This is a genomic window from Microbispora sp. NBC_01389 (assembly GCF_045040095.1).
In the GTDB taxonomy this organism is placed as follows: Bacteria; Actinomycetota; Actinomycetes; order Streptosporangiales; family Streptosporangiaceae; genus Microbispora.
The window spans coordinates 1,827,743-1,848,331 of sequence record NZ_CP109552.1; the positions used below are offsets into that span (position 1 = coordinate 1,827,743).

Sequence of the window (20,589 nt, forward strand, 5' to 3'; positions counted from 1 at the left end):
GAGGGGACACGTGAGAAGACCGACCATCGCGGACATCGCACGCCAGGCGGGAGTCTCCAAGGGGGCGGTGTCGTACGCCCTGAACGGCCAGCCGGGGGTGTCTGAGGCCACCAGGGCGCGGATCCTGGCCATCGCCGACGAGATCGGCTGGCGCCCGAACATCGCCGCCCGCGCGCTCAACGGCGCCCGCGCGCACGCGGTGGGCCTCGCCCTGTGCCGGCCCGCCCGCTTCCTCGGCGTCGAGCCGTTCTTCATGGAGCTGATCAGCGGCATCGAGGCCGAGCTGTCGGCCCGCTCGTACGCGTTGCTCCTCCAGGTGGTCGGCGACCACGAGGCGGAGATGGGCGTCTACCGCCGTTGGTGGGGAGAGGGCCGGGTGGACGGCGCGATCCTCGTCGACCTCCACCTCGACGACCCCCGGGTGCCGGAGATCGAGGAGATGGGCATGCCCGTTGTCGTGATCGGCCACCCCTCGGCCGCCGGATCGCTCCTGCCGGTCTGGGCCGACGACGGCGCGGCCATACGGGAGACGGTGGAGTATCTCGCCGCGCTCGGGCACCGGCGGATCGCCCGCGTCGCCGGCCTGCCGCGGCTCGTCCACACGGTCATCCGCGACCGCGCCTTCACCGGCGTCTGCTCCGGCCTCGGCCTGGACGTCTGCCCCACCGTGCACACCGACTACACCGGCGAGGAGGGAGCCCGGGCGACCCGCCGGCTGCTCAGCTCGCCCGACCGCCCCACCGCGGTCGTGTACGACAACGACATCATGGCCGTGGCCGGTCTGTCCGTCGCCCAGGAGATGCGGCTCGACGTGCCGGCCGACCTGTCCATCGTCGCCTGGGACGACTCCCCGCTCTGCCAGGTCGTCCGGCCGCCGCTGACCGTGGTCGCCCGCGACATCCCGGCGTACGGCGGGCACGCGGCGCAGCGACTGCTGTCGCTGATCGACGGCGCGGACACCAGGCCGCTGGAGGACGCGCCCCCGCGCCTCACCACCCGCGGCAGTACGGCCCCGCCCGCCTGACCCAGGACGGCCGCACGGCCTCCTGATCTAGAAGAGCAGGTAGAGCAGGCCTCCGCCGCGCCGCGGCGCCTCCTGGGTGGGGGCAGGCGCGGGAGCTGTGGTGGGCTCGGTCGTCGGCTCGTTCGTAGGTGTGACGGCCGTCGGCGCCTCGGACGGCTCGTCCACCGTCACCGGAGGCTGCGACCGCACCGGGCCGCGCGACCGCCCCGGACGCGGAGACGTGCCGGCCCGCGGCCCGGAATCCTGGGTGCGGGCCGACGTGTCACGGGACGGCGCCGCAGACAGTTCTTGTCCGGAAATTTCACAGCAACCACTGGAATCCATCCTGTCACTGAGTCATCACTCCAGGCGTCACTCCAGGCGTCACTCCAGCCACAAACCCTCCAAACCCATCGGAGTTGACGGAATATCTGGAACGGTCTTTAATATCGACTAAACCGACTGACATGGTAGGAATAGAGGGCAAGGCATGAGAGTGCGCAGGCTCGGGGCCATCGCAGCCGCCGTCGTGGCGACGTCCACCCTGGTCACCGCCTGCGGGGGAGGCGACAACGCCGGCGGGGGCGACAGTGCGGCCGGCAGTGGCGGCGGCGGCAAGGTCCAGTTGGCGCTGGTCGCCTACTCCACCCCCCAGGCGGCGTTCAAGGACATCATCGCGGCGTTCCAGAAGACGCCCGAGGGCAAGAACATCACCTTCACCCAGTCGTTCGGCGCTTCCGGCGACCAGAGCCGCGCCGTGGCCAACGGCCTCAAGGCGGACATCGTCGAGTTCTCCCTGGAGACCGACGTCACCCGGCTCGTGAAGGCCGGCATCGTCGCGCCGGACTGGAACTCCGGCCCTGCCGCCGGGCCCAGCAAGGGGATTCTGACCAGGTCCGTCGTCGTCATCGGCACCCGCAAGGGCAATCCGAAGGGCATCAAGACCTGGGACGACCTGATCAAGCCGGGAGTCGAGGTCATCACCCCGAACCCCTTCACCTCCGGCGGCGCCCGCTGGAACCTGCTCGCGGGCTACGGCGCGAAGTCGGACAAGGGCGCCGACCAGGCCACCGGGCTCACCTATCTCGACTCGCTGCTCAAGAACGTGCCGGTCCAGGACGACAGCGGCCGCAAGTCGCTGCAGACCTTCACCGGCGGCAAGGGCGACGCGATCCTCACGTACGAGAACGAGGCGATCTTCGCCCGGCAGAACGGCCAGGAGCTCGACTACACGGTTCCCGACGCCACGCTCCTCATCGAGAACCCGGTGGCCGTGACGAAGAACAGCGCGCACCCGGCGGAGGCCGCGGCCTTCCTCAAGTACCTCTACTCGGTCGAGGCGCAGACGATCTTCGCGAAGAACGGCTACCGCCCGGTCGCCGACGGGGTGACCGGCTTCGACTGGCCCGCCCCGCCGCAGCTGTTCACCATCCAGGACCTCGGCGGCTGGGACAAGATCACCACCGAGTTCTTCGACTCCAAGACCGGCAAGGTCGCGGACATCGAGCGCAAGCTCGGCGTGGCCACCGAGAAGTGAGCGCCGTGGAAGTGAGCGCTGGGAAAGTGAGCAGCGAGAGATGAGCGTCGACGCCGCTGTAGGGATGCGGCCGTCCCGGCGCCCTGTCCGACGCCTGGCCGGCGGCACCGCCGCCGGCCTCGGGACCGCGGTGCTCTACCTGAGCCTGATCGTGCTGATCCCGCTGGCCGCCGTGGTCTGGCGGTCGGCCGACGAGGGCCCCGGATACTTCTGGCGCTCGGTCACCACCCCCGACGCCTGGGCGGCGCTCACCCTGACCATCGGCGCGTCCGCCCTGGTGGCCCTGGTCAACCTGGTCATGGGCACGCTGATCGCCTGGGTGCTGGTCCGCGACCGCTTCCCGGGCAGGGCGGTCCTCGACACGATCATCGATCTGCCGTTCGCGCTGCCGACGATCGTGGCGGGTCTCGTCCTGCTCGCGTTGTACGGCCCGCAGTCCCCGCTCGGGATCAACCTGGCCTACAGCAGGGCCGGCGTCGTGCTGGCGCTGATGTTCGTCACGCTGCCGTTCGTCGTCCGTACGGTGCAGCCGGTCCTGCTGGAACTGGACGCGGAGATGGAGCAGGCCGCGGCGTCCCTCGGCGCCCGGCCGTTCCAGACCTTCCGCCGGATCATCCTGCCGAACCTGCTTCCCGCGATGCTGTCGGGCACCGCGCTCGCCTTCACCCGGGCCATCGCGGAGTTCGGCTCGACCGTCCTGATCTCCGGCAACCTGCCGTTCAAGACGCAGGTCGCGGCGGTGAACCTCTTCAGCCAGATCGAGGGCGACAACATGACGGGAGCGGCCGCGATCGCGACGGTCCTGCTCGTGGTGGCCCTGGTCGCGCTGATCGCACTCGACGTCCTGCAGCGATGGGGGAGCCGCCGTGGCTAAGCACGTCCTGCGCCTGACCGCCGTCGCCTACATCCTGTTCCTGCTGGTCCTGCCGGTCGGGCTGATCATCTGGCGGACCTTCGGAGACGGGCTCGGCCCGTTCGTCGAGGCACTGACCTCGCCGTCGGCCGTACACGCCTTCAAGGTGACGATCACGGTCGCCGCCTGGGCGGTCGTAGCCAACACGGTCTTCGGGGTCGGCGCCGCGCTGCTGCTCGTCCGGCACGAGTTCCCCGGCAAACGGCTGCTCGGGGCGTTCATCGACCTGCCGATGGCCGTCTCGCCGGTCGTCGTCGGGCTCGCGCTCATCCTCGTGTACGGCCGTTTCTCCCCTGCGGGCGGCCTGCTGGAGAGCTGGGGCATCCAAGTGATCTTCTCCACTCCCGGCATGGTGCTGGCCACGGTGTTCGTCGCGCTGCCCCTGGTCGTACGGGCCATCGTGCCGGTGCTGGAGGAGCTCGGCGACGAGCAGGAGCAGGCCGCGCACACGCTGGGCGCGAGCCGTCTCCAGACGTTCGCCCGCATCACGCTGCCCGGCATCCGCTGGGCGCTCGCCTACGGCGTCGTGCTCTGCCTGGCCCGCTCGCTCGGCGAGTACGGCGCGGTCGCGGTGGTGTCGGGACGACTGGTGGACCAGACCCAGACGCTCACGCTGTTCGTCGAGGAGCGGTTCCAGAACTTCGACCAGCCGGCCGCGTTCGCGGCCGCCACGGCCCTCGCGCTGATCGCCGTGGTCACCCTGCTGCTCACCAAGCTCCTGCGCCCGAAGGATCTGTCCGATGGCAATTGAGGTACGCGACGTGAACAAGTCGTTCGGGGCCACTCCGGTCCTGCGCGACGTGTCCGTGGACGTCGAGTCGGGGTCGCTCACCGCCCTGCTCGGCCCGAGCGGCGGCGGGAAGTCGACGCTGCTGCGGGTGATCGCCGGGCTCGAACGGCCCGACACCGGCACCGTCCGGATCTCCGGCGTCGACGCCACCCGGCTGTCGCCCCAGCGCCGCAACGTCGGCTTCGTGTTCCAGCACTACGCCGCCTTCAAGCACCTGTCGGTCTTCCGCAACGTGGCCTTCGGCCTGGAGATCCGCAAGCGGCCCAAGGACGAGATCCGCAGGCGGGTCATGGAACTGCTGGAGCTGGTCCACCTGGAGAAGCTGGCCGACCGTTACCCGTCGCAGCTCTCCGGCGGCCAGCGCCAGCGCATGGCCCTGGCCCGGGCGCTCGCGGTGGAACCGGAGGTGCTGCTGCTCGACGAGCCGTTCGGCGCCCTCGACGCGCAGGTGCGCAAGGAGTTGCGGGCCTGGCTGCGCCGGCTGCACGACGAGGTGCATGTCACCACCGTCTTCGTCACCCACGACCAGGAGGAGGCCATCGAGGTCGCCGACACGATCGTGGTGCTGGCCGACGGAGAGGTCGTGCAGGCCGGCAGCCCCGGCGAGGTGTACGACAACCCCGCCACCCCGTTCGTGATGCGCTTCCTCGGCCCGGTCACCGAGATCGGGGGCAGCCTGGTCCGCCCGCACGACATCGAGATCAGCTCCGGCCCCGTCGAGGGCGGTTCTCCCGCCGTGGTCTCCCGGGTCGTACGGCTCGGCTTCGAGGTCCGCGTGGAGGTGAAGATCGGCACGGAGGAGGCGTGGGTCCAGGTGACGCGTGAGCAGGCCGACCGGCTCGCGCTGGAGCCCGGCGACACGGTGCACCTCAGGCCCTCCCCCGGGGCCCGGTCCCTGGTTCTCAGTGCCGTGTGAGAGATGCGGCTCTCCGTCAGGACCCAGTACGCCCTGCGCGCCGCCGCCGAACTGGCCGCGGCGGCGCCGGGGCCCGTCCCGGCCGAGCGGATCGCGTCGGCCCAGGGCATTCCCCGGCGGTTCCTCGACAACATCCTGCTGCAGATGCGGCGCGCCGGTCTCATCCACAGCCAGCGGGGACCGGAGGGCGGCTACTGGCTCGCCCGGCCCGCCGCGGAGATCACCCTCGCCGACGTCGTGCTCACCGTCGAGGGAGCGCCGCAGGACAACGAGGATTTCCACGGCGTCGCCGGGCCGCTCGCCGACGTCTGGACGGCGCTTCGCGACCACGAGCAGGCGACGCTCACGGAGGTCACCCTCGCCCACATCGCGGCCGGTTCACTTCCGCCCCTCTAATCACCGCTATTCGCCCGGTTAGTTGTGCAAGACTCCGCATTCAAGGTGATTTCAAGGTGAAACGTGCCAGGCGTAGAGGGCGGGCGAGATGGGTACTGCTGGGCGGCTCATCGTCAAGCGATACCGGTTGGTCCGCGCTCTCGGCCGTGGCCGCGCCGGGGTCGTCTGGGAAGGGCACGACACCCTGCTCGACCGGCCCGTGGCGGTCCGGGAGGTGCTGCTGCCCCCGGGGCTGGGCGAGACCGCGCGGCTGCGGCTCGTCCACAGGATCGCCCGGGAGGCCCGGCAGGCCGAGGCCCTGCGCCACCCGAACATCGCCGCCGTCCACGACGTGGCCGAGGAGGACGGCACTCCGTACATCGTGATGGAACTGGTCCGTTCCCGCTCCCTCGACGGGATGGTCGCGGGCGACGGCCCGCTCACACCCGCGCAGGCCGCGCCGATCGCCCGGAAGGTCCTGTCCGCGCTGGCCCACGCCCACGCGGCCGGCGTACGGCACGGCGACGTCCGGCCGGCCAACGTCCTCGTCGGGCACGACGGCCGGGTGCTGCTCGCCGACTTCGGCGTCTCCGTGCTCGCCGCCGACCCGGCATTCGCCCCCACCCGCCGCGACCCCGCAGCCGCTCCCACCGCCGCTCCCACCGCCGCTCCCGCCGCTGTGACCGTCAGGCGGGACCCGGAGCACTTCCTGGCCCCGGAACGTTCCGCGGACGTCCCCCGCACCATCGCCGCCGACCTGTGGTCGCTGGGCGCCACCCTCCATCTGGCGGTCACCGGCCGGCCGCCGTCGCATCCGCTCGGAGAGGTCCCCGAAGAGCTTCGCGCCGTACTGACCGGGCTCCTCGCCCGGGACCCGAGGCGGCGCATGGACGCGGAGACCGCCGACCGGCTCCTCGCCGAGGCCGAGCCACCCGCTCCGGCTCCCCCGGTGCGGCGGAGCCTCGGCCGCACCCGGCTGATCGCGGGCGTCGCGGTGGCCGTACTGGTCGCCTGCGCCGTAGGCGGCTGGGCGGTGCTGCGCCCCGGCGCCGAAGGCCGGGCCGCCTCCCCGGTCACAACGCCTGTGGCGTCCCCCGCTGTGTCTGCCGCTGTGTCTGCCCCTGTGTCTCCCGTCGGGCCGGCCGCCGTGCCCGTCACCGGCTCGGCCACTCCCGCGCCGCGGCTCAAGTTGAAGTGGTACCGGTCGGACGCCGGCTGGCAGGCCGGTGTGCCCCGCGACTGGACCCGGGAGGACCAGCCGTACACCATCGTCTGGCGCGCCCCGGACGACGGGGCGGCGCTCGTCGTCGAGGTGACCGCGCAGAGCGGCACCGACCCCCTCGCGGCGCTCGGCGAGGCCGAGGCCATCTTCCTGCCGACCGCCAAGAGTTACCGCAAGCTCCGGCTCAAGCCCGTGACCAGCCCGTACGGACCCACCGCCGACTGGGAGTTCACCTGGAAGCCGCGGAAGGTGGCGGAAGGGGACCATCTGGTCGAGGGGGTCAGATATCACCAGTACCGCCGGGTGATCTCGACGGGCACGACGACCAGCGTGCTGACCTGGACCACCCGGGCCTCCGACTGGGACGCCCTGCGACCCACCCTGGCCAAGGTGTTCTCGCTCTTCCAGCCGCCCGCCGCCGGCTGAAAACCCTCTCCCCGCTCTCGCGGATGTGCCATGATGAGCCACAACCGAAAGTGACAACGGTTTTCATTTTCTAGCGTGGTTTCACGGTGTGGTTTCAGGTGTGGTTTCAGGTGTGGTTTCACAGCAGGGGGGCTCGCCATGCGGGTGGCGTTCGTCGGCAAGGGCGGAAGCGGGAAGACGACCCTGTCGTCGCTGTTCGCGAGGTATGCGACACGGCGGGGACCGGTCGTCGCGATCGACGCGGACATCAACCAGCATCTCGGCCTGGCCCTCGGCGCGGCCGGGCAACCTCGGCCGCTGGGCGGGATGCTGACCGAGATCAAGGACTACCTGCGGGGCGACAACCCCCGCATCCGCGACGCGGCGTCCATGGTCAAGACGACTCCCCCCGGGCGCGGCTCCCGGCTGGTCCGGCTGGACGACCCGTTCTTCCCGTCCAGCCGCGCCGGCGATGTCTCGCTCATGGTCACCGGCCCGTTCGGTGAGGACGACCTCGGGGTCGCCTGCTACCACTCCAAGGTCGGCGCGGTCGAGCTCTACCTCAACCATCTGGTCGACGGCCCCGGCGAGTACGTCGTGGTGGACATGACCGCCGGAGCCGACTCCTTCGCCTCCGGGCTCTTCACCCGGTTCGACCTCACCTTCCTGGTCGCCGAGCCCACCCGGCAGGGGGTCGGTGTCTACCGGCAGTACCGCGACCACGCCGCCGGGTTCGACGTCCCGCTGGCCGTCGTGGGCAACAAGATCCATACTCCGGAGGACGCCGAGTTCCTCCGCGAGCACGTGGGCGACGACCTGCTGACCTGGTTCGGCCACTCGCCCGCCGTCCGCGCGATGGAGCAGGGCCGGCCGTTCGATCTCGGCGACCTGGAGCCCCCTGCCCACCACGCACTCGCCACCATGCTCGACCGGCTCGACGCGCAGCCCAAGGACTGGGCGAAGTTCAGCAGGCAGGCGGCCGAGTTCCACACCCGCAACGCCCGCGCGTGGGCGAACCGCGCCACCGGCGAAGACCTGGTCGCGCAGATCGACCCCGAATTCGTGTACGGCCCCGCCGTCACGACTCAGTGAATCCACCCCTGAATCCACCCCTCAACCTGTCAAGAGACACCGAGAGGAGAACAGCCCATGTCGCTGTCCGTGCCCGACAACCTGCTCGCCCAGGCCCACGCCGGTGAGGTGGACGACGCGGCCTTCGTCGCCTGCGTCCGCGACTCGCTGCCGTACGCCTGGACGACGATCACCACGCTGATCGAACAGCGTGACCGATCGGGAGCCGACTTCGCCGACAACCAGATGCCACCGCCCGACGAGGCCTCCCGCGGCCAGTTGCTGCGCTGCCTCGCCAGCGACGCGATGCGCGGCGCCCTCGAAAGACACTTCGGCGTACGGCTCGCCTTCCAGAACTGCCACCGAGTCGCGGTCTTCGACCCGGCCGCGACCGAGGCCTACGGGGAGTTCGTCACCCCCCGCGCGCAGATCCTGAACCAGAGTCCGGACCTGGTCGACTGCTGAACACCCGCTACTGCGAGCCGCCGTTGACATAGAGGGTCTGTCCCGTGATGTACGACGCGTCGTCGGAGGCGAAGAACGCCACCACCGACGCGATCTCGGTCGGCTGGGCGACCCGCCGCAACGGCACGAACTGCGAGGCGACGGCCTGGTGCTCCTCCGGCGACATGCCGAGGCGCACCGCCGTCGCCTCGGTCATCGGCGTCGCGACGTACCCGGGCGCGACCGCGTTCACGCGGACCCCGAACTGGCCGAGCTCGATCGCGAGAGTCGCGGTCAGCCCCTGAATCCCCGCCTTGGCCGCCGAGTAGTTGGCCTGCCCTCGGTTGCCCAGAGCCGACCGGCTCGACAGGTTGACGATGGCCCCCGACCCCTGGTCCACCATGTGCTTCTGCACGGCCCGACTCATCAGGAACGCGCCCTTCAGATTCACGTCGAGCACCTTGTCCCAGTCGTCCTCCGACATCCGGAACACCAGGTTGTCCCGCGTCAGCCCGGCGTTGTTCACCAACACGTCGATACGGCCGAACTCGGCCATCACCCCCGACACGAGACTCTCCACCTGAGCACTGTCGGAGACGTCACCGCCGAAGGCGACCGCCCTGCCTCCGGTGACCGTGATCTCGTCCACGATCGTGGCGCAGCGGTCCGCGGTGAGGTCCACGCACGCCACCACCGCGCCCTCCGCCGCCAGACGGCGGGCCGTCGCCGCGCCGATCCCCCGCGCCGCCCCGGTGACCACGGCAAACTCGCCGACGAACCGCTCCATCGTCAATCTCCTCGCCCGTGCCCGATCGCAGTAACCTACTCAGCGCTCCCCCAAATGCGTCCTCTCACACAGTCCCGTTCCCTTCACACCCGCGTAGCCCAGACGCGCCGCGGCTCGTTGCGAGCTCGCCCGAGCAGCTCTGCACTGGGAGACTCGCTCGTCCGGGCTCACCGTCCCGCTTGCGCCCCGCAGGCGCCACCGCCCGCCTCTATACCCGCAGTCGGCTGGTGCGGGGGTTGCGGTAGGTGAAGGCCCAGCGGTCGTCTCCGATCGTGCGGCGGGTGTAGCGGGTGGGGTGGCGGTAGCGGTCGCGGTTGTGGAACTGGCAGGCCGGCCCGAGCAGCTTGAGGTCGGTCAGCCCGCCGCTGCTCCAGTTGTCGCAATGATCGATCTGGCACATGGTGGCGGGCAGGGGGCAGCCGTCGACCCAGCAGGTGGCGTACCGGGCGAAGACCGCCCGGCGCTGGGCCGGGGTGGCCAACCTGACCTTGCGGCCCATGTCCAGGACCTGCCCGGCGGCGTTCATCACGATCCTCACCAGGGTGCTGGTGCGGGCCAGCCGGTGCACGCTGACAACGGGCAGCAGGTGCCCGGTCGCCAGGATCAGCCCCGGCAACCCCCGCAACCACACCCCCGGCGGCGCATTGCCCCCCAACCCCGGCGGACAGTTCACCCCCACCCCCGGCGAAGCATCCGCTCCCACCCCCGCCCAGGCGCCACCTCCCGCCCAGGTGTTGCCTCCCGCCCAGGCGTCACCTCCTGGCCAGGCAGTCCCACCCGGCCAGGCGTCGCCGCCGTGTTCCGCTGCCGGCGGCGCGTCGACTCCCACCCCCGCCCAGGCGCTCCCTTCCGCATCCGGCGGGGCGTCGGGCTCGGGTGGGGGGTCAGGGGCATGCGTCTGCTTCGGGCGTGCCTGCTGCGGCCGCCGCGCCCGGTTTCTGCGATGTCCTCGCTCGATGCCCTCATCCTGAGTGCCGGGGTCGTCGCCAGAGTCGTCGTCAGAGCCGTCGTCAGAGCCGTCGTCAGAGTCGTCGTCAGAGTCGTCGTCAGGGTCGTCGGCGTGGTCCTGCTGGACGTCATCGCAGCCGCGCAGGTCGCCGCGCAGGTCGCCGCGCAGGTCGCCGCGCAGGTCGCCGCGCAGGTCGCTGTCGGTGGGGTCGAAGTGCGGCCAGGCGGCAGCCGGACCGTCCATGGGCGAGCTACCGGCGGCCGCGCGGCCGGTGACAGGCTCCTGCCCGTCAGCGTCTGCGGGAGCGGTCCCCGACGACGAGTCGGTGCCTGACGGGCCGGTCTTCGAAGGACGGGAGCCCGACGGGTCAGCACTCGAAGCGTCGTGAGCAGGGCTGGGGCCGGTGCCTGAGGGATGGGTGCCTGAGGGATGGGTGCCTGACGGGTCGGTGCTTGGGGGGTCGTCGGCGAGGGATTCGGCGTTGACCAGCACCAGAAGCTCAGTCGCGATCTTGTTCTCCAAGAACGCGATCAACGCATCCGCGTTCCGCACACTCAACGGCCGGTCATCACCATCAGCCTTCGGCCGGGCATACACGTCCAGCATGTGCTGCAACCGCGCCGCCGCCTCCACCGGCAGGTAGAACTCCCCCTCCAGCCCACCGCCCCTACGCCGGCGCACCCGGAAGAACCGGCGATCGAAATCCGTCTGCTCGTCCTTCTCGTGCCCGTCGGGGTCCAGCACCGCCCGCAGATACCGCCCCGCCTTCGCCACCTCCGCCGCACCCGCCGAGTTCGCCAACTCCAGCAAGATCCCCTCAGCGGTGGTGGCCTGGTCATCGGTCAGCCCGGCGGTGGCGGTGCAGATCGCCTCCACGACCCCCTCGGGCAGGCTGCCTTCGGCGAACCGCTCACGCACCTGCGGCAGGCGATTCAGCTCCACGCTCACCGTCACCAACCGGCCGGCCCCCGCAGGGGTCATCCCCCCGGCAGACCGCAACCACAACTTCGTGGACGCATGGCCGTGGTTCTTCGCCTCCCCGGCCCGATGGACACGACCCACCCGGGCCGCCAACGCCGACGTGATCCGATCACGGACCGCAAGCAACTCCTCCGCCTCGGCCAGACACACACCCGCGTCCTCAGGCACCGGCACCAACGCCACCACCCGAGCCGCCTCGACAAGAGCCGCCACCGCCACCCACGACGACGACCCCGCACCACAAGCACCAGCAGCATCGCCGAAGCCACCATCGGACGCACCATCGGAGGCATCACCGGAGACACCGCCAGAAGCACTACCCGGAGCGCCACCGAAAGCGCCTGCCTTCGCCCGGCGGTCGCCACGGCTCGCGCTCTCCCGCGGCCGAGGGCCGACGATCGGGACATCTTCACGGGCAGCCGAGCCCTCGGGGGACCACATCGGCGAGCCGGCTGTCAGCCGCTCCCACCAGTCAGTGCCCTCACCGATCGAACGATGGAGGTGGTCAGAACCATCAAAATCGAACAGGTCCATCGCACCCCCTCACTCGATTCGAAATCCTGTGTGTATTCTTCCATCTCGCATCACTCACAGCAACCAGGTGAACACAATAGTTGGAGCTACGGATAAATCTGTTGATATCAACGCAACTCGGATATCCAACTCTTCAGACGGATCTGGCTTCCATGCCCCCGGCGCCGCCGCGGCGCAGCGCAAGAGCGATCCCCGGAGGCCCGCGAGGACGTCCGAGCGCTTTCCATGGGAGCACGCGCAACGGCATCGGCGAGTACGTCGACCGGGAGCCAATTCACCGGAGCAGGCGCGTAGGAGGATCGCGCCGGAGGCCGAGGACCGACTCGCCGCCGCGGGAACCGGGCACCGGCCCAGGCGCGGATCCCGGGCGCGGGACCCTGGCGCCGGGACCCGGGCGACGGGACCCGGGCGACGGGGCCTTGAGAAGGGCGTCGCGAGTGCCGTCGACAGGGGGTTCGGCACGCGCCGAACAGGCTGCCGCCGGCGTCCGCTCGATCGTGCCGAACGGCCCTCAGCACACCGGCGGATCACTGACTGAATCTTTACCCTGGACGCCTGCGGCCGGGAACGACGATCAGCCCCCTGACCTGCGTATTCTCGACCAGGCACGCTCCTTAACCCGCACCCCGCCAAGATGTCTTGTGCCATTTGGCATCAGGCGTGCACGGCAGCCCCCATCATGTGCTCATGCCCGCTTTTGTCACCCTGTCTGGGCGCTCCGTGCGCCTGGAACCGCTCAGCCTCGCGGTGCTTGACGATCTTGTCGCCGCGGCGAGTGAAGACCGTTCTACGTACGCCTTCACTCGCGTTCCCGCTGGACGGGACGAGATGGCCTCCTACGTGGAGGCCGCCTTGGCTGAGCAGGCGGAGGGCCGCACGATGCCCTTCGCCATCCGGTGGCTGCACACCGACCGCGTGGTCGGTGCCACCCGTCTGATGAACCTGGAGTACTGGCAGGGCCCGATGCCTTGGCCTCCGGGCGCCAAGGGCGCCGTGGGCGAGGTCCCGTCCGTCGCGGACATCGGGTACACCTGGCTCGCCGCGTCGGCCCAGGGCACCGGTGTCAACCGGGAGAGCAAGTATCTGGTGCTCTCCCTCGCCTTCGAGACCTGGCAGGTTCACCGGATCACCCTCAAGGCAGACGTACGCAACACCCGATCCCGGGCCGCCATCGAGGCCCTCGGCGCGCACCTGGACGGTGTGCGGCGAGCGGAAAGCCGAGGCGCCGACGACACGGTCCGAGATACCGCGTATTACTCGATCCTGAGTCCCGAATGGCCCGCCGTACGCGAGCGTCTCCGCGCGAGGCTGGGCCTTCTGGAACCGGCGTCGGAAGCAGCCTGACCAGCCCCCGTAGACACACTCGAAGCCCATAAGAAGGACGCGGCCCGTCCCGGGAAGGGACGGGCCGCGTCATGCACGTGGACGATCAGGCGTCGTAGCCGTACGCGTCGTCGTAGGCGTTGTAGAGCTCCTGCCAGCGGCCGCACTTGACCGGGAACCGGCTGTTGAGACCGATCTGGCAGACCTGCGCCTGGACCTGCGCGACGTCGTAGCGCCAGAAGTTGATCTGCTTGTAGCCGCCGGCGCCGCAGTACTTGTACGACTTGAAGCTGGAGGACCAGTCGTCCTCGCTGTTCTCCCAGTCCTGCACGCGGAACTGGATGTAGGCGCACTTGCCCCCGTGCCGGTACGTGCGGTGGTCCAGGTCGTACAGCTTGCCGGTGATGTGGACCCGGTTCGACTCTTCGCCGCTGTAGTTCACGTCGATGTGGCCCTTGGCCTTGGCGAGGTGGTTGGACGACCAGTAGGTGCCCCACCACTCGGAGTAGTCCCAGTCGTCGTGGTGGGAGGCGGAGGTCGCGGACGCCGGGGCGGCGCTGGCGGCGGTCGTGAGAGCCGGCAGCCCGAGGGCGGTGACGGCGGTCGCGGCGGCGAGGCCGAGGGTGAGGGAGCGACGCATTTCGGTTCTCCTGTTCGAGGACGATCCCCCGAAGCGGGTGCTGTCGGGGTTACGTCTCAGTGATAGGCCCCTCCGCCTGCAAGTCGCTTTCACCTCCCGGATGGTGGTTTGCAGGCCGCTTTCAAGCACCTGAACAGACGCTGAACCCTGGTAAATCAGCGGGAGCGTTATACGTGCGCCTCTCCGCACGATCTATCATTTGCTCACGAATCTTGCCGTTCAGGAGACAGGTCCACATGCCTGACCACGCCACCTCGGACGACCTGCGCTTCGCCGTACTGGGACCCGTCCTGGCGTGGCGCGACGGCGTCGAACTCGACCTCGGCACGCCCCTGCAACGCTCCATTCTCGCGATGTTGCTGCTGCGGGAGGGGCACGCGGTCTCGCCGGCCGAGATGATCGACGGCGTGTGGGGGGAGGACGCGCCGCCGCGTGCGCTGGGCGCGCTGCGCACCTACGTCTCCCGCCTGCGCACCGTCCTCGAACCCGGCCGCTCCCCCAGGACGCCGCCACAACTGCTGACCTCGGTGGGCCGCGGGTACGCGCTGCGGCTCGGCCCCGCCCGGCTCGACCTCTCCGTCTTCGACCGGGAGTGCGCCGCCGCCGAGTCGGACCGCCGTACGGGCCGGGTGGGGCAGGCCGCCCGGCGGCTCCGCGGCGCCCTGGGGCTGTGGTCGGGCGAGCCGCTCGCCGGCGCGGTCGGGCCGTACGCCGAGCACCAGCGCGACCGGCTGGCCGAGCGCCGCATCGGCGCCGTCGAGGCCCTCATGGAGGTCGACCTCGAACTCGGCCGGCACGCGGAGATCATCTCGGAGCTGGTCGCGCTCGCCGCCGAGCACCCGCTGCGCGAGCGGATCCGCGTCCAGCTCATGCTGGCCTACTACCGGTGCGGCAGACAGGCCGAGGCGTTGTCGGTGTTCACCGAGACCCGGCAGGCGCTGGTGGACGAGCTCGGCATCGAGCCGGGCGCCGAGCTGAGCGAGATGCACCGGCGGATCCTCGCCGCCGACCCCTCGCTCGCCCCCACGTCCCCTCCCGTACGGCTGTCGCAGCACGACGACGCCGACTACGGCGACGACGGCGAGACCACCCGGGGTCACGGCCCGATGGTCGAGATGCCGAGACCGGCGCAGCTTCCGGCGGCGATCACCGACTTCACCGGGCGTACCCGCCTGGTGCACCGGCTGCTCGCGCTGCTGCGCGGCGAGGGCCCGTCCGGCGGCACCGGAGAAGGAGTGCCGATCGCGGCGATGTCGGGCATCGGCGGCGTGGGCAAGACGACCCTGGCCGTCCATGTGGCCCATCTCGCGGAGGACCTGTTCCCCGACGGCCAGCTCTACGCCGACCTGCGCGGGTACGGAGTCGAGCCCACCGCGCCGGAGACCGCGCTGGTCGCGTTCCTGCGGGCGCTCGGCATCCCGATGGACGTGATCCCCGACGGCCTCGCCGAACGCTCGGCGTTGTTCCGGTCGCTGCTCGCGGACCGCAGGATGCTGGTGCTGCTCGACAACGCCCGGGACGCCGACCAGGTGGAGCACCTGCTGCCCGGCTCGGCCGGCTGCGCCGCGATCATCACCAGCCGGGGCAAGCTGGCCGACCTGCCCGCGGCGCGGCTCGTCGACCTCGACGTGCTGGAGCCCGACGAGGCGCTGTCGCTGCTGGCCGCGGTCGCGGGGCCGGAGCGGGTGGCGGCCGAGCGGGCGGCCGCGATGGACGTGGTGGCCGCGTGCGGCTTCCTGCCGCTGGCCGTGCGGATCGTCGCCGCGAGGCTCGCCTCCCGCCCGTCGTGGACGGTGGCCTCGCTCGTCCCCCGGCTCGCCGACGAACGCCGCCGCCTGGACGAGATGAAGATCGGAAACCTGGCGGTCTCGGCTACGTTCGCCCTCGGGTACGGCCAGCTGGACGCCCGGCAGGCCAGGGCGTTCCGGCTGCTGTCGCTGCCGGAGGGCTCGGACATCTCGCTCTCCGCCGCGGCGGCCCTGCTCGACCTCGCCCTCACGGAGGCCGAGGACGTGCTGGAGTCGCTGGTGGACGCCAGCCTGCTGGAGGCGCCCGCGCAGGGCCGCTACCGCTTCCACGACCTGCTCAAGTTGTTCGCCCGGCGGCAGGCGGAGGCGGACGAGGAGCCCGAGGCCCGGGCGCTCGCGCTGCACCGCCTGCTCGGCTTCTCGCTGGCGTCGGCGGGCGCGGCGCACCGCCTCGCGTACGAGGGCAGCGCGATCGCCGACAACCTGGTCGACCTGGGCATGCGCGGCCACTCCTTCGGCTCCGCCGACGAGGCGGTGGCGTGGCTCTCGGCGGAGGCCGAGAACCTGTTCGCGGCGGTGGCCCGGGCGTACGGGTCGGGTGAGGACCTGGTCCCCGCGGCCGACCTGCTGCTGGCGCTGGAGCCGCTGCTGGAGTCGGGCACCAGCCAGCGCGAGTTCGAGCAGCGCGTGTCGGCGCTGCTGACGGCCGCGCGGAACGCGGGCGAGCGGCGCGCGGAGATGCGCTGCCGGTACATGCTCGGCCGGGTGCTGTTCGGCGCGAACCGGCTGGCCGAGGCCGAGTCGCACTTCCTCTCCGCCCGGGCCCTGGGCGAGGAGACCGGCGACCACGTCGTGCTCGGCGAGACGTGCAACGCGCTGGCGGTGGTCGCGGGGCGGCAGCGCCGCCACACCGAGGCGCTCGACTGGTTCGGCCGGGCAGCGACGATCTTCCGTGAGGTCGGCAACACCGCGGGCGAGGCGCTGGCGTCGTGTTACTCGGCCCGCGACCACCTCGGTCTCGGCCGGCCCGGCGACGCCATCGCCGCCGCCGAGCGGGGTCTCGCGGTCTTCTCCGAGATCGGCAGCGGCGCCGGGACGGCCCGGGCGCGCTATCACCTCGGCAACGTGCTGTCACACGTCGGGCGGCTCAACGAGGCCGTCGTCCACCACGCCGAGTGCCTGGCCTTCTTCCGCGCGAGCAACCAGCGGGTCTGGGAGCAGCGGGTGTGCTACCGGCTCGCCGCGACCTTCATCGCCGCTGGCCGGTACGCCGAGGCCGCCCGGCACGCCGAGGAGGCCCTCACGGTCAGCCGCGAGATCACCCACCCGTACGGCGAGGCGCAGTCACTGGCCGCGCTCGGCAAGGCCCTCATGGGCGTCGGAGAGGCCGCGCGGGGCGGGGACGCCCTGGAGAAGGCTCAGGAGATCTTCGCCCGGCTCGGTTCGCCCGAGGCCGCCGACATCGCCGCACTCCTGACCGCCCAGGCCCAGACCCAGGTCGACACGTAGGTCGAATCGCAGGTCGTCGTCCAACCGGCTCATCCGGACGTGGTTGATCACACGCTCGCCCCTTCTCGTGTTCCGGAGACCCGTACTCCGGAGAGATCGGCCCGGCCGGCCGCCCGCCGCCTTGGGGCGCGCAGGGGGCCCGGTCCTTACCGGTGCGCCCCGTGGCGGCTCGCCGCCTCACATGAACGACCGGCCAGGCTTCGGCGCGGGCCCCGAACCCCCCCGGAGCCCGCACATGACCAGAGTCGCCCCGGACGTTCAACTTCCGATCAACACGGGCTTGCAATCGGGGTTGCAGCCGAGCTTGCGCTCTAACCGGCAACCGAGAGAAAGCCCTCGGCGACCAGCGGGCGGAGCGCCGCTGGGGCCCGGCCGAGCACGGCGTCCGGGTCCTCTCCGGTGAGTTCCGCGATCGCGGCGAGCAGCGGCCGCGTGGGCAGGTCTCCGTCGCACACCCCTGCCAGAGCCGCCTCCACCGTCCCCACGACGGCCGTACGGCGGGCCCCCCGGGTCTGCCGGAGCACGATGCGGGAGGGGTCGTCGGCGCCGGGCGGGCCGGCACGCTCCTCCGCGACGCCCTCGGCCACCCTTAGGCGCGCGTCGAGCAGGTCCTCGTCGGAGAGCTCGTACGCCGTCCGCGCCGCCCGCAGAACCTCCTCGACCAGCGCGCCGGCCGGCGGCTCCACCGGATGCGTCAGCTCCTCCACCCGCACCAGCGGGCTGAGCGAGCCGGAGTCGTGCAGGGCGATCCAGCCGAAGCCGACGCCGGTCACGTCCATCGACTCGAACCACGCGAGCCATTCGTCGTAGCGCTCCCGGTAGGCCGAGGTGCCGTGCTCGGCGGAGTCGCGCAGCCACAGCTCGACGTACTCGGCGGGGTCCTGCACGTCGCGTTGCACGGCCCAGCCGTCGCAGCCGGTCTCGGTGAGCCAGCCGCCCACCCTGTCCTGCCAGTCCTCACCCTTGACGTGCAGCCAGTTGGCGAGGAAGCGGGCGTGCCCACCCTGGGCGAGATGGCGGGGCGTGCGCCGGACGAGCTCGCGGCAGAAGTCGTCGCCGCGCCGCCCGGTCTCGCGGTAGGTGTACCTCGCCTCCGGCGCGATGACGAACGGCGGGTTGGACACCACGAGGTCGAACCTCTCGCCGTCCACCGGGTCGTACATCGACCCCTCGCGCGCCTCGACGCCGTACACGCCGGACAGCTCCCAGCTGAGGCGGGCGAGCCGCAGCGCGCGGCGGTTCACGTCGGTCGCAACGACCTCGCCGGCCCGGGGAGCGAGGTGCAGCACCTGCACCCCGCAGCCGGTGCCGAGGTCGAGCGCCCGGCCGGCCGGGGCGGCCCAGCCGAGCTGGGCGAGGTTCGCCGACGCCCCGCCGGCCCCGACGACGTGGTCGGGGCGCAGGGAGGGGTCGCCGGGCCGCGCCTTGCGGTCGGAGACGACGTACGCCGGGTCGGCCGTCCCCGCGTCCCAGGGCTGGAGATGCACGGCGGCCTGGACGGTGTCGCCCAGCCGCACCAGCAGACCGGCCTCGATGAGGTCCTGGAGGGGCAGGTCGGCGGCGGCCATGCTGACCGGGACGCCGAGCCACCACAGACGGATGAGCGCGGCGAGGGGGTCGGCGTCCCTGGTGGCGCGCAGCGCGGGCACGATCTCCTCACGGGCCAGGGCCGAGGCCGCCATGTCGCCCAGCCGCTCACGTACGCCGTCGATCGAGTAACCGGTCTCCACGAATCTGTCGCGAAGCCGTCGGACCAGGTCAGAAGGGGCGTCCACGGATCGAATGTATCGCGGCGCCGCCGGACGGCACGCGGACTTCGGCGGTAAGCCGTTGATAAGTGAAACTCAAGCCGCAGGCCGTATTCATATGGGGAACCCCCCGACCGAGGACCCCGATGCTGCTGCCCTGTCTGGCGTGCGACTGCCGCCTGCGCTCCGACGAGTATTTCGACGCCTGCCACGACTACAACCGGGCCAGGGACGTCGTCATGTGGACCTGTCCCCGCTGCGGCAACCGGGACGAGATCCGCGTCTTCCCGGGAGAGCTGGGCTTCGGGTACGCCCGCGGCAGGCGGTTCGACGTACAGGACCGCGTGCCGGTGCCGGGGCTGCGGCGTCACCGCTACGAGCTGCGGCTGGAGATCTGTCTCGACGGCCGGGTGTGGCGGGTGCTCAGCCGGGAGCTGCCGGGCCCCGGCGTTGGCGCTACGGCGTCTTGAGACTGTGCCAGGCGGCCTCGCCCAGCTCGCGGATCTCCTCCGCGGTGGGCTGGTGGGCACCGCTGAACCACAGGCGGCACATCTCCTGCGCCGGGCCGAGCCACAGCACGTAGCACATGGTGGGGGGGACCGGCCGGAGCTCGCCGTTCTTCACGTGCGGCCGCCACCAGTCGGCGACCTGGCGGAAGAAGTCGCGCCGCGACTCGGCGACCTCCGGGCCGCCGGGCTCGTTGCGGCGGGGCGGGCGCTCGCTGATCAGCAGGCGGGCGCGTTCCGGGTGCTCCCCGCACCACGCCATGTGCAGGGCGACGATGGCCTCGATCCCGCCGCGCGCGTCCTCGTGCCGGATGAGCTCGTCGACGAACGCGTCCTGGTACGCCTCCAGGATCTCGGCGTAGAGCACCCCGTAGACGTGCTCCTTGCTGGTGAAGTGGTGGTAGAAGCTGCCGACGCTGACGCCGCTCTCCTGGCGGAGGCTGGCGAGCGTGGTGGCGGACACCCCGCTCTGGCTGAACCTGCGCAGGGCGCCCTCGATGATCCTTGCCCTGCCGTCCCGCCCGCTTCTCACGTTGTTCACAAAGTCAATGGTGAACCAACAGAACCTTGTTCTGCAAACGCGGGAGTGGCTTCGGATTCGATTGTGGCAGACCGGAAGGGGTTTCTGCATACGATGCGTGACATGCGGCGTTATCGGGTGGACAACTGCTCCATCGAGCGAACCCTCGCCGTGCTCGGCGAGAAGTGGACGCTCCTGGTGCTGCGGGAGGCGTTCACCGGCGTCCGGCGGTTCGCCGATCTCCAGTCCCGTACGGGGGCGCCCCGGCAGGTGCTCAGCGCCCGGCTGTCCCGCCTCGTCGACGAGGGACTGCTGCGCAAGGTGCCCTACCAGGAGCCGGGCCAGCGTCAGCGCGACGAATACCGGCTCACCCAGAAGGGGCTCGACCTCTACCCGATTCTGATCGCCCTGATGCACTGGGGCGACCGCTACCTCGCCGACTCCGCGGGGCCGCCGGTCGTGGTGACCCACCGCGACTGCGGCGCACCGGTCGCGCTGCGGCTGCTGTGCGCGGACGGCCACGAGGTCGGCGGGCCCCGGGAGGCGACCCCCCGGCCTGGCCCCGGCGCCCGGCTCGGCGCCCCCGCCTGACCGCTGCCCGACCTACCGACACCCGGGCCGACACCTGGACCGGCACCCGGGCCGACACCTGGACCGGCACCTGGAGC

19 protein-coding genes are annotated in these 20,589 nt (G+C 71.3%); 13 read left to right on the forward strand and 6 right to left on the reverse strand.

The features are described from left to right. Positions 1-10: 10 nt before the first annotated feature. Positions 11-1,024, forward strand: coding sequence for a LacI family DNA-binding transcriptional regulator (locus OG344_RS08085; protein WP_405087685.1), 1,014 nt, complete (start codon positions 11-13; stop codon positions 1,022-1,024). Positions 1,025-1,051: 27 nt separating this feature from the next. Here the strand turns inward: OG344_RS08085 and OG344_RS08090 are convergent, their stop codons facing one another. Then, the gene (locus tag OG344_RS08090) at positions 1,052-1,189 is read right to left on the reverse strand and encodes a hypothetical protein (protein WP_405087686.1); all 138 of its coding nucleotides are present in this window, start codon (positions 1,187-1,189) and stop codon (positions 1,052-1,054) included. Positions 1,190-1,493: 304 nt separating this feature from the next. Between OG344_RS08090 and OG344_RS08095 the strand changes: the two genes are divergently transcribed. The 8 genes from OG344_RS08095 (at position 1,494) to OG344_RS08130 (ending at position 8,697) form a co-directional block, all read left to right on the forward strand. Then, the gene (locus tag OG344_RS08095; protein WP_405087687.1) at positions 1,494-2,540 is read left to right on the forward strand and encodes a sulfate ABC transporter substrate-binding protein; all 1,047 of its coding nucleotides are present in this window, start codon (positions 1,494-1,496) and stop codon (positions 2,538-2,540) included. Between the two features lie 40 nt (positions 2,541-2,580). After that, positions 2,581-3,414, forward strand: coding sequence for a sulfate ABC transporter permease subunit CysT (gene cysT / locus OG344_RS08100; RefSeq protein ID WP_327048626.1), 834 nt, complete (start codon positions 2,581-2,583; stop codon positions 3,412-3,414). Continuing rightward, positions 3,407-4,204 (forward strand): sulfate ABC transporter permease, encoded by a 798-nt coding sequence (locus OG344_RS08105; protein ID WP_405087688.1) that lies wholly within the window; start codon positions 3,407-3,409, stop codon positions 4,202-4,204. Before cysT ends, OG344_RS08105 begins: the two co-directional genes overlap by 8 nt. Beyond that, positions 4,194-5,159, forward strand: a complete 966-nt coding sequence (locus OG344_RS08110) for a sulfate/molybdate ABC transporter ATP-binding protein (protein WP_405087689.1) — start codon at positions 4,194-4,196, stop codon at positions 5,157-5,159. Before OG344_RS08105 ends, OG344_RS08110 begins: the two co-directional genes overlap by 11 nt. 3 nt (positions 5,160-5,162) lie before the next feature. Continuing rightward, a complete protein-coding gene (locus OG344_RS08115) occupies positions 5,163-5,555 on the forward strand; it encodes an Rrf2 family transcriptional regulator (RefSeq protein ID WP_327048629.1) in 393 nt (130 codons plus the stop codon). An 88-nt stretch (positions 5,556-5,643) separates the two neighbouring features. Further along, on the forward strand, positions 5,644-7,182 hold the full coding sequence (locus tag OG344_RS08120; RefSeq protein ID WP_405087690.1) for a serine/threonine-protein kinase: 1,539 nt from the start codon (positions 5,644-5,646) through the stop codon (positions 7,180-7,182). A 138-nt stretch (positions 7,183-7,320) separates the two neighbouring features. Beyond that, entirely contained in the window at positions 7,321-8,253 is a 933-nt protein-coding gene (locus OG344_RS08125) for an ATP-binding protein (RefSeq protein ID WP_405087691.1), read from the forward strand. A gap of 57 nt (positions 8,254-8,310) precedes the next feature. Then, positions 8,311-8,697 carry an SCO5389 family protein gene (locus tag OG344_RS08130; protein WP_405087692.1) on the forward strand — a complete coding sequence of 129 codons (387 nt, stop codon included), beginning with the start codon at positions 8,311-8,313 and terminating at the stop codon, positions 8,695-8,697. A gap of 7 nt (positions 8,698-8,704) precedes the next feature. On the opposite strand, the gene OG344_RS08135 is transcribed toward OG344_RS08130, so the two are convergent. Together OG344_RS08135 and OG344_RS08140 are read right to left on the reverse strand one after the other, a co-directional pair. Next, on the reverse strand, positions 8,705-9,463 hold the full coding sequence (locus tag OG344_RS08135; RefSeq protein WP_405087693.1) for a glucose 1-dehydrogenase: 759 nt from the start codon (positions 9,461-9,463) through the stop codon (positions 8,705-8,707). Positions 9,464-9,671: 208 nt separating this feature from the next. Beyond that, positions 9,672-11,927, reverse strand: a complete 2,256-nt coding sequence (locus OG344_RS08140) for a DUF222 domain-containing protein (RefSeq protein WP_405087694.1) — start codon at positions 11,925-11,927, stop codon at positions 9,672-9,674. Positions 11,928-12,614: 687 nt separating this feature from the next. On the opposite strand from OG344_RS08140, the gene OG344_RS08145 reads away from it, so the two are divergent. Continuing rightward, on the forward strand, positions 12,615-13,271 hold the full coding sequence (locus OG344_RS08145; RefSeq protein WP_405087695.1) for a GNAT family N-acetyltransferase: 657 nt from the start codon (positions 12,615-12,617) through the stop codon (positions 13,269-13,271). Between the two features lie 85 nt (positions 13,272-13,356). Here OG344_RS08145 and OG344_RS08150 read toward each other — a convergent pair whose 3' ends face one another. Beyond that, the gene (locus tag OG344_RS08150) at positions 13,357-13,890 is read right to left on the reverse strand and encodes a hypothetical protein (RefSeq protein WP_405087696.1); all 534 of its coding nucleotides are present in this window, start codon (positions 13,888-13,890) and stop codon (positions 13,357-13,359) included. Positions 13,891-14,126: 236 nt separating this feature from the next. On the opposite strand from OG344_RS08150, the gene OG344_RS08155 reads away from it, so the two are divergent. Then, the gene (locus OG344_RS08155; protein WP_405087697.1) at positions 14,127-17,147 is read left to right on the forward strand and encodes an AfsR/SARP family transcriptional regulator; all 3,021 of its coding nucleotides are present in this window, start codon (positions 14,127-14,129) and stop codon (positions 17,145-17,147) included. A 311-nt stretch (positions 17,148-17,458) separates the two neighbouring features. Here OG344_RS08155 and OG344_RS08160 read toward each other — a convergent pair whose 3' ends face one another. Beyond that, complete coding sequence (locus tag OG344_RS08160; protein WP_405089056.1) at positions 17,459-18,931, reverse strand: methyltransferase; 1,473 nt, start codon at positions 18,929-18,931, stop codon at positions 17,459-17,461. A 110-nt stretch (positions 18,932-19,041) separates the two neighbouring features. Between OG344_RS08160 and OG344_RS08165 the strand changes: the two genes are divergently transcribed. After that, positions 19,042-19,365: a hypothetical protein gene (locus OG344_RS08165; protein WP_150933470.1), complete on the forward strand. Its 324-nt coding sequence runs from the start codon at positions 19,042-19,044 to the stop codon at positions 19,363-19,365. Here the strand turns inward: OG344_RS08165 and OG344_RS08170 are convergent. Next, complete coding sequence (locus tag OG344_RS08170; RefSeq protein ID WP_327048639.1) at positions 19,352-19,942, reverse strand: TetR/AcrR family transcriptional regulator; 591 nt, start codon at positions 19,940-19,942, stop codon at positions 19,352-19,354. The genes OG344_RS08165 and OG344_RS08170 overlap by 14 nt on opposite strands. A 102-nt stretch (positions 19,943-20,044) precedes the next feature. On the opposite strand from OG344_RS08170, the gene OG344_RS08175 reads away from it, so the two are divergent. Then, positions 20,045-20,512: a helix-turn-helix domain-containing protein gene (locus OG344_RS08175; protein WP_327048640.1), complete on the forward strand. Its 468-nt coding sequence runs from the start codon at positions 20,045-20,047 to the stop codon at positions 20,510-20,512. The last annotated feature ends 77 nt before the right edge of the window (positions 20,513-20,589 follow it).